This window comes from Haloplanus sp. (genome assembly GCF_028275055.1).
In the GTDB taxonomy this organism is placed as follows: Archaea; Halobacteriota; Halobacteria; order Halobacteriales; family Haloferacaceae; genus Haloplanus.
This window is the reverse complement of record NZ_JAQCNJ010000078.1, coordinates 1-10,250: the sequence shown is the minus strand read 5'-3', so window position 1 is coordinate 10,250 and position 10,250 is coordinate 1. Positions and strand designations below refer to the sequence as shown.

The window sequence follows — 10,250 nt, the reverse complement described above, 5'->3', positions numbered from 1 at the left end:
GATGACCGTCCGCGAGGTAGCGGCCGAGGCGTACCGGGAGGCGCTTCCCGCCCTCGGTGCCAGCCTCGTCGGCGGCCTCGTTGCCGGACTCGTTTTGGGGGGCATGCGCGCCGACCTGCGCGCGGTCGAAGGCCTTCTTGTGCTCGTCCCCGCGTTGCTTGCGACCCGCGGCAACGTCTACGGCTCGCTCGGCACGCGACTGGCGACCGGGCTTCATCAAGGGCTGATCGAACCGCGGGTCCGAGGGAGTGACCGCCGACTGCTCGCGGCCGCCGCCGCGGCGCTTGCCAACGGGGTTCTCACCTCGCTGTTCGCCGCCGCCGCCGTCGTGGTCGTTCTCTCGACGCTCGGCGCGCCGGTCGCGGGGTTCGGTCGTCTGCTCGGTATCGCTCTCGTCGCGGGCGTACTCTCGGGTATCACCCTCACCGTCGTCGTCGTCACCGTTGTCTTCGCCGGCTACCGTCGCGGCCACAACCCCGACACGCTCGTCGGACCCTTGGTTACCACCACCGGCGACGTGTTCGGCGTTCTTTTTCTCCTGATCGCCGTTCGCGTCGTCGCCCGGCTTCTGGGGGGCGTCTGAGTGTCGACCACGTGGACCGTCCGTGCGATAACGCGGGCCATGCTCCCGCTCCTTCTTTGTTTGACGCTCGTCGAAATCGGTAGCGGCCTCGTTCTCGGAAAGTTCGAGACGACCCTGCTTCGCTACCCCTCGCTGCTCGTTCTCGTCCCGGTCACCATCGGTACCGCCGGGAACCTGGGGAGTATCCTCGCCGCCCGTCTCTCGACGGCCTTCCACCTCGGGACCCTCTCCTTTGCTCTTGACGACGACGCACTCGTCGGGAACGCTCTCGCCACCATCGCGCTCGCTGCCTCCATTTTCCCGCTCGTCGGTCTCGGCGCGTGGGGGTTGAGCGCGCTCACGGGGTCGACCGCCCTCTCGCCGTGGACGGTGCTCACCGTCTCGCTCGTCAGTGGCCTTTCGCTTGCCGTTCTCGCGGTGGTTGTCGCCGTCGTCGCCACCTACGCCGCGTATCGGTTCGAACTCGACCCGGACGACGTTGTGATCCCCGTCGTCACCAACACCTGCGACGTGCTCGGGGTCGTCGTGCTTTATCTCTCCGTACTGGTGTTCGTGTAGCCGACCCGGACCGTGCGTTCCCGCGGCCCGTCGCAGTCGACCACCAGTACCGACTGCCACCGTCCGAGCGCGAGGCGGCCGTCGACGACCGGAACCGTCGTTGACGGTCCCAACAGCAGCGCTCGGAGATGCGAGTCGGCGTTGTCGTCGATCCGGTCGTGTTCCCACCCCTCGTCCGGGACGAGACCGTCGAGAAACGTCCGCACGTCGTCGAGCAACCGTTGTTCGGACTCGTTGATCACGACGCCTGCGGTGGTGTGTTCGACGAACACGGTGAGCGCTCCGTCGGTCGCGCCCGCGGGGACCGCGTCGGCGACCCGGTCGGTCACGTCAACGATGTCGAGTCTATCGGTGGTCGAGACGGTGAACTCGAACCCCATGGTCGGGTGGTGGTCGACGGCGGACAAAACCTACCTGGTGTCGGGATCGACCGGCTGCCCTTCCTCCGTCGGCGGGGCGACGTGGTCGATGACCGACTCCACGTCCGGTTCGTGGACCGTCACCTGAACCTCGATGTCGCCGAGTTCGTCCGGGTTGCCGACGGCAAAGTTGATGACGCCTTGGAACGCCGCTTGTTTTTTGAGCGCGAAGGCGAAGCCGTTCTCGTCGGCCCGGCTGAAGAACTCTCGCCGAGCGGTGTCGAGGATCTCCTGTTCGTGGAGGCGCTCCGAGAACGCCTCCATCGAGTGTGTCTCACCGGCGATCCGTCCCGGTTCCTGACCGATCTCGGCGTTCGGAAACAGGTTTGCCACCGCGTCGACGACACGGTCGGTCACCTCCGTGTCGCGAACGGGTGCGATCACCCGTACGTCGATCCTGTGGATCATCGGTCTCGCTTGGCCTCCAGTTCCGGTGTGGCCGGCACGTCGAGCAACCCACGGATCCGCTCGCGGAACGCGGCGAGCGATCCCGTGTTCTCGATCCTGACGTCCGCCCGGTCCATCACGTCGCCCATACCGAAGCCGAGTTCGCGCTCCTCTCGGTCCCGAAGCGCCTCCCGGTCGGCATCGGAGGCGTCGCGTTCCCGATCCGCGAGTCGCTCGGCACGCGTCTCGAACGGCGCCTCGACGCTCACGAGAACGAACGCGTCGCCAAACGCCGCCTCGAAGCGGTCTACCTCCGCTGGCGACCGCAACCCATCGACGAGGGCCGTCTCCGACGCCGACTCCGACAGCGCCGACTCGATCTCCGGGAGCGACCGCTTGGCGATCGCGCCCGGGCCACCTTCCTCGCGGAGCGTCTTCGCCATCTCGCCGTGGTGCTGTGCCGGATCGAGCCCACGGTTACGACACTCGTCTCGGATCACGTCGCCCATGGTGACGACGGGTACACCCGCCGCTCGGGCGACGGCCGCGGCCTCGCTTTTGCCGCTGCCCGGAAGCCCCACGGTGCCGAGTAGTTTCATCGTTCCCCTGTACCCACCTCGCGGCCTTATACTCTCTGACAACGCGTCAGTGTTTTAGTTCCGCTCGTTCTCCGGGGACCATAGCTATGACTCAACGCTCCCTTCTCACCCGTGCCCTCTGGTTCGTCGCCGTTGGCTGGTGGGCGACTCCAGTCGTGGTCAACGCCTCGTGGGCGCTCTCCGCGACCGTCGTCGGCGCACCCCTCGGGATCAAACTCGTCAACCTCGTCCCGACGGTGTTGACGCTGCGGGAACCCCGGCCGGTCACCGATCCCGCTGCTGCCGTCGACCAGCGCTCGCTCGCGCTCCGGGCGCTATACTTCGTCGTCGTTGGCTGGTGGCTCGGCTGGCTCTGGGCGAACCTCGCGGGCGTTCTCGCCGTCACCGTGGTCGGCCTGCCCCTCGCGGTCCCGATGTTCGACCGGCTCCCATACGTCACCTCGCTGTACCGCTTCGACGGCTGAGCCGAACGGCTTTTGACCGCTCCTCCGTCAACACCCAACAGGGCACGTAGCTCAGTCCGGAGAGAGCGTCGGACTTCTAACCCCGAAGGCTCCCGGGGGAAGTTATCCGACGGTCGTGGGTTCAAATCCCATCGTGCCCGTGGCAGTACCAAAACGTCGGAAGTTGGCTGTAGAGGGGGGTTGTTTCGAAATTTCGATGACGAGAGCCGTCGGACTCGGATCCCGTCTCTCCGAACGGAATTCATCGATTTCGAGAAGCTGACCAACGCGGCCACGCACCCGTTCAATCGAACCCGTAGCGCTTGTGTGCCTCGTCGATGTCCACGATCTCGATCACGCGGACTTCCCCGTCCGCTTCGAGTACGTCGTAGAACGCGGTGTGAGTCCGCCCGATATGCAGACGATAGAGCTCCTCCCCTTCGATCACCAGTTTCTCCTTGTCACCGGATCCCGAATCCGGTCTCGGATACGGATCGTCCGCCAATTTCCGAAGATTGTCCTTCACGATGCGCGTGCTCTTCTCGTCCAGCGCGGCGACGTACTCACGGGCTTCCTCCGCGAGGAGAACCTCATAACTCATCGAGCGCCGTCAGTTCTTCACTGTCCGCTTCACGGACTTCCTTCGCTCGCTCGACGAGTCGTCGACGCTGGTGTTCCTGGATCAGTTCCCCAAGCAGGTCGTCGTACGTCTCGCCCGCCCCTTTGAGTTCGTTCAGTTCCTTCCACCGCTCCTCCGTGACCGGGATCCGTTTGCTTGCGTTGGACATCCGTGTTGACACCTCTGTTAAATCCTTACAGCGCTTACAGGCAAAAGGTTTGGGTGGACGAACTGTGTTCGCTACTATCGGGGTTGCATATCCCCGGCGAACCGGATCCCATCGTGCCCGCTATCTGCGAACGTCGGTGAGCAGTAGCGGCTACCGGGATTCGAATCAGGGAGCGGCTTCGCCGTGACCGTCCGACCTCGCCGTGTTCGCTGTCCGCTCGCCCCCAGCGCCGACCGTACCCCCATGCGCACACTACGCTACGGTCACGGCGACAACCGATGGACGGCCGGCACGTGTTTTTTTATCCCGTGGTCGAAACTCGGAGTCGATAATGACATGAGTCAGACGGACCACTACTCTGGCCACTCAATCTGGCTGACGGATGTAGTGGAGTTGCCCGGATCCAAACTCCCCCTCTCGACGGTTCCGGCCGCGCTGCTGACGCTCGGACCGATCCCACTCGCTCTCACCGCACTCTTTTTTTATCTCGCCGACGGCGGGACGGACCCGTACCTGGTGATCGTTCAGTTTCTGGCCGCTTTTATCGCCGTCGTCGGTCCGGTGTTTATTTGGCACTACGACGAGAACGTCTTTCCGACGTTTATCGAGGAGGTGAGCGATGTCGTCGCGGACCACGAGAAACTCATCCAAACCGTGGACCGGTACGAGTCCTTTTTTGCGAAGCGATACTGGCCTTTGACCGTCGTCTGGACGGCTCTCATCGTCGTCGCACTCGTCGCAAACCTCGGCTTTTTCAGGAGCCTCGGGGTCACCGGCCTTCTCGATCCGGCTTTCCTCACGTATCTCGTCTTCGCGGTGTGGTGGTCGATCATCACCGGTATCGGCCTCCACGGCGCGCTCACGACCATTCTCTGTGTCCGGTCGGTCGGCAACCTCGACCTGACGATCGATCCGCTCCACCACGACGGTCTCGGCGGTCTCAGCACCGTGGGGTACTTCTCGATCCGAGCCACCCTGATGAACTCGATTGGCTCTTTCGCCCTCCCGCTGGCGTTTGCAATCGCGGCCGCCGGGAGCTATCAGACCCTTGTCTACCTCGCGGTCGGCACGTACATCGGGTTCATCATCGTCTCGTTCGTCTACCCGACATTGTACGTCAACCGGCGAGCACAGGAGGTCAGGGAGAGCGTTCTCAAACAGAAACGGCGACAGATTCAACAGCTACGGGAACAGGCGTCGGTCGACTCCGCCGGCGGGGAGCTCTCCGAACTCGAAACACAGCTCAAGATCCGGACGCTCCGCGATGATTTCCACGAGTACCGGTCGGTCAACCTCTACCCGCTCTCGGTCTCGATTCTGACACGGCTTGCGTCCTCGATCCTTCTTCCGATCGGGTTCACGCTGCTTGAAACGTACGTGATCTCCGGGTAACCCGGCGGGAGTCACCAGACGTGCCGGAGCAACGTCGGGGCCTTTGGCACGTCCTTGAGTTTGAACGGATACAGCGAGAGCAGGTCGGTGACGGTCAGTTCGTACCGTTGGAGCCGGTCCGCCTGTTCCGTGGACAGCCTCCCGGCCCGCCGAACGAACCCATCCTGTTGCTCCGCGTTGAAATCGTACAACAACTCACCGACCATCCGTTGGGTCTTCCACTTGGGGCCTTTCTCCCGGTTCCAGCGTTTTTCATACGCCGACAGCACGCGTCGCGAGGTGTCGCCCCGCCGGAGCGCATCCATCACGACGTCGGCCGCCATCTCCGCTGACTCCATCCCCGGCCGGATTCCTTCGCCGAACAACGGGTTGATACTCGACACCGCATCGCCGACCGCTACCATCCCGTCGGTCGCTCGTTGGTTGATGGAGTTATCGGAGATGGCCTGTCCCGCGTGAACGTCCCGGATCTCGTCTATGTCCCACCGTGAGTCGCTGTCGATCCACTTTCGAACGTACGAGTCGATGCCTCCATCGTCGGGCGGTCGATGCCGCCGGTAAAAGTCGTTCACCCAACACACGCCGACTTTGAACGCGTCGTCGCCGGCGGGAAACACCCACGCGTAGCCACCGGGCGCGTACTCGTGGTCGAACTTGAACAGCATCGAATCGGGATCGAACTCACCGACGGCCTCGAACTCCTTTCCGATCCCCCGTTGTGCGGCGCTCCGATCCCACATACCGAGCCGTGTCGTCAGCGCGCCCGCTGGTCCCGTGGCGTCGACCACGACATCGCCGTAGGTTTCCTTTGTCGACCCGTTGTGTCGCGTCTCGACCCCGACCACGGTCCCGTTCTCCTGAATCGGACCGGTTACCTCGGCCCCGGTCACGATTTCGACGCCCTGTCGCTCCGCGTCCTCGCCGAGATACTCCAGAAACTTCGGAAAATCGAGCACGTAGTTCGGGATGTCGAGTCGCGCATGCGCTTCGGGACCCTCGAAGATCACGTCCGGACTGTCGTCCATCACCACGTGGTCCGGGATGTCGAACCCATCCACCACCTGGTGGAAGGTGCCACCGGTCGATTTGTCGTTGTCGGCGAGGGAGTCGTTCCGTTCGAGAACGGCGACCGAGTACTCGGACGCGTACCCGACCTCCCGTGCGAACTGAAGCCCTGCCGGTCCCCCACCCGCAACGACGATATCGTACTCCGCCATACTACACGTATCGAAGGTGTATCCGGTACATAAAAACATGGATCGATCGGACGATGCACACCCCCGGTGACACCGACGCGGGCGCTCCGCCACCCACCCCTGATCGGGCGACCGTCCTCGTACCGGCCCAGTCGGGATCGACCTCGGTCACTCGCGCTCGCTCGTACCGTCGACCGGATACGACCCCAGATACCCGCCGAGCGCGCTCAGCCCGACGGTGTAGACGACGGCGACTGTGCCGACCACGAAACCGAAACCCAGGCCGCCAATCCCGAACGCCACCCCGACACCCGGCCCACCAACGGTGAGGACACCGACCACCAGAAGAACACCCAGAACGAGACCCAAAACCGGCACCGAAGCGACGACGCCCGAAACCGCGCCGATCCGAACGCCGTCGGTTGCGTCGGCGTCGCTCAGGTAGGCGGCGACACCGCCGCCAAGCACCGGTGAGAAGGGAACGGCAGAGAGCACCGTCGTCACGACGGCGCCGATCAGGGCGTGAACGAACGAACCGGTGGACATACACCGCAGTCGCCCGACCGTCACAAAACGGCTTCGACCGGTCCGGTCAGTGCGCCCGTTCTATCACGCGTTTTGCCGCGGTGGCTTTCTCCTTCCAGCCGTAGCCCGCCTCGTAGACGTGACGTTTCTTCTCGACGAGCGCTTCGGGGGTTGCCTCCTCGAAGCCGCCACGTTCCCACGCGCCGCTTTCGCGGAGCCACTCGACGACGTTCTCCTTTGTCTCCGCCCAGGAGAGGCCGACCATCTCGTACCACGCGATCATAGCAAAGACGGCGTTGTCGTGACAGCCCGGGACGCTCCCGCGCTCGTAGATTGTTTTGATGGGGTCACGGGTCGGTACGGACACGGCCTCGCGGTACTCCTCCGCCGGCAGGAGGCGGAGGCGGTCGTTGGCGTCGTCGACACGGCCGTCGCGCCGGAGGCGGTCGAGCGCCGCCTGTCGGAGCGGCCCCCACTTCTCGACCGCCTCGGGCAGGACGTCCGCGTCGGTGACGCCGCCGGAGAGCACCGCGACCACGTCGATGTACGCCGCCTCCACGTCGGTCCACGGCGTCCCCTCGAAGCGGCAGTCGCCGTCGTGGAGGCTGTTGGTCGTCCGGCACCCCGGACACGAGTAGTCGAACGTCGGCACGACCGGTTCTGATGTGGGCGTGAACTTATGTCGTGTGGTCCGGTGTGGGTCGACCGGCCGCACCGTCGCGCTTATCCACCCCGCCGTTCAACCGTGGCGTGATGCGCCCCGACCCGCTCTACGCCCGGTATCCCTTCTTCGACGCGGCACGGGAGGCGGTTCAAGCGGCGGACATCTCCCCGCGACGACTGGTCACCGAGGGTGACCCGGCCGTCGACCGCGCCCGCGAACGGGTCGACCGAGCGCTCATGTCCGGCACCGTCGAGTCGGAGACCCCCGACCGCTGGAGCGACCGCGACGAACTCCTCTCCTATCCCATCGCCCGCATTCTCGTCTCGCTCGTTGATGTCCGCGCGGCCGTCGAAAAGTACGCCGAGGCCGAGGCCGCCACCGCGTTCGACCGCCTGACCGAGGACTTCGACGCCGCCGACGCCGACCTCCGGAGCGTCTCGACGCCCCGGGCCGACCTGCCGACCGTTCTCGACGAGTTCGACCTCGACGATGCGGTGACGCGGCTGACAGACGGCCCGCCGAGCGACCGCGACCGTTTTCGGATCGACGTGACCGCGTACCTGCGGTTGGCAAACCCGGATTGGGGCGCGGACTGGCGACTCGTCAACCGCGACCTCGCGGACGGCGAACTGTCCCTCGACAGAGGCGAACTCGACCGCCTCCTTCGCGAGGCGGTCCGCCGCCGGGTCACGGAGGGACTCCCCTTCCAGGTCCGGGGCAGTACCGGCGGCAACGCCATCGCGTCGGCCCTCGACGACGACGTGACCGCGCTCCACGAACGCCTTTCGGAGCGCGAGCGATTGCCACGCGTCCAGGTGGTCGCCCCGGACCAGTTCCCGCCCTGCATGCGGTCGATTCTCGACGGCGACGAGGGCGGCGACCTCCCGCCACACACCGCCTTCGCGGCGACGGCGTTTCTCGTCTCGCTCGGCCTCAACGCCGACGCCATCGCCGGGCGGTGGCCCGTTCTCGACGACGGCACGCTCTCCGACCGTGTAACGGTTCTCGACGACGGCGAGACGAGCCAGTATCCTGTCCCCTCGTGTACGACCATGCAGGCCTTCGGTGACTGTGTCGACCCGGACGAGCGCTGTGAGACCATCGACAATCCACTTCGGTACTACGCGGGAGCGCTCGCCGACGCAGACACCAGCGACTCCCGGGGCGAAGCGGGCGACTGACGACCGGCGACTACTCGGAGAGAACGACCCCGACGCCGGCCATCACGATGACGAACAGCGCGATGCTCCCGACGAGCGCGAGCCCACCGGTCGAACCCATGCCGCCGTCGTTGTAGACGGCCCCGACGCCGACGATACAGGCGACGAAAACGCCCACTGCGGCGACTGAGATGGCAATTTTTCGGACCATCCCCTCTTCGAGTTCCATATTCGGGAATCCACCGGCCACGGCAAAAGGGCTTCGATGGGACGTTGCCCCCGAGACGGCCGTCTCACCGGCCAAACAACGGCGAAACAGGGATTTAGGTGTGTCGAGCGCCAACCGAGATTGGACAACGCGAAACCGACGACCGCGACCGTCCGCCTCCACATGACGCACTCAGAACACACACCCGCGTCGCTGCCGGCGACCGCTCCGAAACGAACCTTTCGGCCTGCGGGCCGGTCGGGCCGCGCCCGCCGTGCCCGCGTCGAACCGATGGCCGTCCGACCGCTTCGTGACGGCCGGTACACCGTCGAAACCGACGGCGAGGGTGACGGCTACGTTGTCGACCTCGATGGTGGCAGTTGCACCTGCCCGGACCACCGCCGCCGCGGTGCCCGGTGTAAACACCTCCGCCGGGTCGCCCTCGAGGTGACGGAACGTCTCGTCCCGCCACCGGGGAAACGAACCGCCGTCTGTGCGGTCTGTGGCGGTCGGACGTTCGTCCCGGTCACGGCCCGGAAGCCGACGCTCTGTGCCCGCCACGACCACGATCAGGGCACCGTTGTCGCCGACCGTGAGACCGGCGACCACCTCGTTGTCGTCGGCGCGACAGGGTCCCGCGCCGACCGCACCGAAACCGACGACGGCCGACTCGTCGCCGACTACCCCTCGAACGCCGACTACGGTGGACACGAACCCGTGGTCGATGTCGTCTACGCCGACGCCCTTTGTCGCGACGGCCCGGTCCGACGCTACGCCTTTCCGGCCTCGCGACTGCGTCCCCTCCGCGACGACGGCGATGACGCCGACCGCTCGCCCCCGCCAAGCGGGACGGCGTCGCCGCCGACCGTTTAGTGTTCGTCGAGGCTCGCCTGCGTCGAGTGGCCGACGAGTTCGTCAAAATCCGTCCCCTCCGCCAGCGCGGTCTCCTTTTTGACGCGGTAGTTACCCCCGTCGGTCGTGTAACAATCGCCGGGGTGGAAGAAGTACCAGTCCTCGCGGTCGAAACGGACGGCGATGCGGGCGTTCGCACCGAAGTTGCGGGCGAAGTAGATCAGCGACTCGACCTCCTCGCCGGTGAGATAGATCGGGTCGCCGGCGCTCGATTTCGCCTCGATGGCGTAGAAGGTCTTTCCGTTTCCGGCCAGAACGTCGGGAAGGTCACGGTCGGTCGCGCTCCCGCTTGCCGGAGCGCGCATGACGGCAAAGCCAGCCGCGTCGAGTTCGTTGACGAGTTCGCGCTCTCGGCGGTCACCCTTGCGGTTCGCGGACATGCTTCCGACTCGGCGGCGGCGGTTCTTAAGTTGCCG

General features: G+C 65.5%; 16 protein-coding genes and 1 tRNA gene. 7 read left to right on the top strand and 10 right to left on the bottom strand.

All coding sequences use genetic code 11. The annotated features are described in order from the left end of the window. The first annotated feature begins 1 nt into the window (after window position 1). Window positions 2-583, top strand: a complete 582-nt coding sequence (locus Q0925_RS10375; protein ID WP_299335105.1) for a magnesium transporter — start codon at window positions 2-4, stop codon at window positions 581-583. Then, window positions 584-1,141 carry a magnesium transporter gene (locus Q0925_RS10370; protein ID WP_299335102.1) on the top strand — a complete coding sequence of 186 codons (558 nt, stop codon included), beginning with the start codon at window positions 584-586 and terminating at the stop codon, window positions 1,139-1,141. It begins immediately after the preceding gene. On the opposite strand, the gene Q0925_RS10365 is transcribed toward Q0925_RS10370, so the two are convergent. The 3 genes from Q0925_RS10365 to Q0925_RS10355 are packed head-to-tail and all read right to left on the bottom strand — an operon-like array spanning window position 1,114 to window position 2,546. Next, window positions 1,114-1,521, bottom strand: coding sequence for a secondary thiamine-phosphate synthase enzyme YjbQ (locus Q0925_RS10365; protein WP_299335099.1), 408 nt, complete (start codon window positions 1,519-1,521; stop codon window positions 1,114-1,116). The genes Q0925_RS10370 and Q0925_RS10365 overlap by 28 nt on opposite strands. 30 nt (window positions 1,522-1,551) lie before the next feature. Continuing rightward, complete coding sequence (locus tag Q0925_RS10360; RefSeq protein ID WP_299335096.1) at window positions 1,552-1,968, bottom strand: RNA-binding domain-containing protein; 417 nt, start codon at window positions 1,966-1,968, stop codon at window positions 1,552-1,554. Continuing rightward, a complete protein-coding gene (locus Q0925_RS10355; protein ID WP_299335093.1) occupies window positions 1,965-2,546 on the bottom strand; it encodes an AAA family ATPase in 582 nt (193 codons plus the stop codon). Before Q0925_RS10355 ends, Q0925_RS10360 begins: the two co-directional genes overlap by 4 nt. Window positions 2,547-2,632: 86 nt before the next feature. Between Q0925_RS10355 and Q0925_RS10350 the strand changes: the two genes are divergently transcribed. Together Q0925_RS10350 and Q0925_RS10345 are read left to right on the top strand one after the other, a co-directional pair. After that, the gene (locus tag Q0925_RS10350; protein ID WP_299335090.1) at window positions 2,633-3,010 is read left to right on the top strand and encodes a YccF domain-containing protein; all 378 of its coding nucleotides are present in this window, start codon (window positions 2,633-2,635) and stop codon (window positions 3,008-3,010) included. A gap of 40 nt (window positions 3,011-3,050) precedes the next feature. Then, a tRNA-Arg gene (locus tag Q0925_RS10345) sits at window positions 3,051-3,150 on the top strand. A gap of 143 nt (window positions 3,151-3,293) precedes the next feature. On the opposite strand, the gene Q0925_RS10340 is transcribed toward Q0925_RS10345, so the two are convergent. Then, window positions 3,294-3,590, bottom strand: coding sequence for a type II toxin-antitoxin system RelE family toxin (locus Q0925_RS10340; protein ID WP_157690224.1), 297 nt, complete (start codon window positions 3,588-3,590; stop codon window positions 3,294-3,296). Then, the gene (locus Q0925_RS10335) at window positions 3,580-3,777 is read right to left on the bottom strand and encodes a hypothetical protein (RefSeq protein ID WP_299335081.1); all 198 of its coding nucleotides are present in this window, start codon (window positions 3,775-3,777) and stop codon (window positions 3,580-3,582) included. The genes Q0925_RS10340 and Q0925_RS10335 overlap by 11 nt, the downstream gene beginning before the upstream one ends. A 336-nt stretch (window positions 3,778-4,113) precedes the next feature. On the opposite strand from Q0925_RS10335, the gene Q0925_RS10330 reads away from it, so the two are divergent. Beyond that, a complete protein-coding gene (locus Q0925_RS10330; protein ID WP_299335078.1) occupies window positions 4,114-5,169 on the top strand; it encodes a hypothetical protein in 1,056 nt (351 codons plus the stop codon). Window positions 5,170-5,180: 11 nt separating this feature from the next. On the opposite strand, the gene Q0925_RS10325 is transcribed toward Q0925_RS10330, so the two are convergent. The 3 genes from Q0925_RS10325 to Q0925_RS10315 all read right to left on the bottom strand — a co-directional run bounded on the left by Q0925_RS10325 (window position 5,181) and on the right by Q0925_RS10315 (window position 7,542). Then, complete coding sequence (locus tag Q0925_RS10325) at window positions 5,181-6,425, bottom strand: NAD(P)/FAD-dependent oxidoreductase (RefSeq protein WP_343218115.1); 1,245 nt, start codon at window positions 6,423-6,425, stop codon at window positions 5,181-5,183. A gap of 108 nt (window positions 6,426-6,533) precedes the next feature. Next, complete coding sequence (locus Q0925_RS10320) at window positions 6,534-6,911, bottom strand: DUF5518 domain-containing protein (RefSeq protein ID WP_299335072.1); 378 nt, start codon at window positions 6,909-6,911, stop codon at window positions 6,534-6,536. A 46-nt stretch (window positions 6,912-6,957) separates the two neighbouring features. Then, entirely contained in the window at window positions 6,958-7,542 is a 585-nt protein-coding gene (locus Q0925_RS10315; protein WP_299335070.1) for a DUF7474 family protein, read from the bottom strand. Window positions 7,543-7,643: 101 nt separating this feature from the next. Between Q0925_RS10315 and Q0925_RS10310 the strand changes: the two genes are divergently transcribed. After that, window positions 7,644-8,735 (top strand): DNA primase large subunit PriL, encoded by a 1,092-nt coding sequence (locus tag Q0925_RS10310; RefSeq protein WP_299335068.1) that lies wholly within the window; start codon window positions 7,644-7,646, stop codon window positions 8,733-8,735. A 10-nt stretch (window positions 8,736-8,745) separates the two neighbouring features. Here the strand turns inward: Q0925_RS10310 and Q0925_RS10305 are convergent, their stop codons facing one another. Next, window positions 8,746-8,943, bottom strand: coding sequence for a DUF7472 family protein (locus Q0925_RS10305; protein WP_299335066.1), 198 nt, complete (start codon window positions 8,941-8,943; stop codon window positions 8,746-8,748). Window positions 8,944-9,105: 162 nt separating this feature from the next. On the opposite strand from Q0925_RS10305, the gene Q0925_RS10300 reads away from it, so the two are divergent. Beyond that, complete coding sequence (locus Q0925_RS10300; RefSeq protein ID WP_414652109.1) at window positions 9,106-9,795, top strand: SWIM zinc finger family protein; 690 nt, start codon at window positions 9,106-9,108, stop codon at window positions 9,793-9,795. Here the strand turns inward: Q0925_RS10300 and hjc are convergent. Further along, the gene (gene hjc, locus Q0925_RS10295; protein WP_299335062.1) at window positions 9,792-10,214 is read right to left on the bottom strand and encodes a Holliday junction resolvase Hjc; all 423 of its coding nucleotides are present in this window, start codon (window positions 10,212-10,214) and stop codon (window positions 9,792-9,794) included. The two genes, Q0925_RS10300 and hjc, sit on opposite strands and share 4 nt — an antisense overlap. Window positions 10,215-10,250 lie beyond the last annotated feature (36 nt).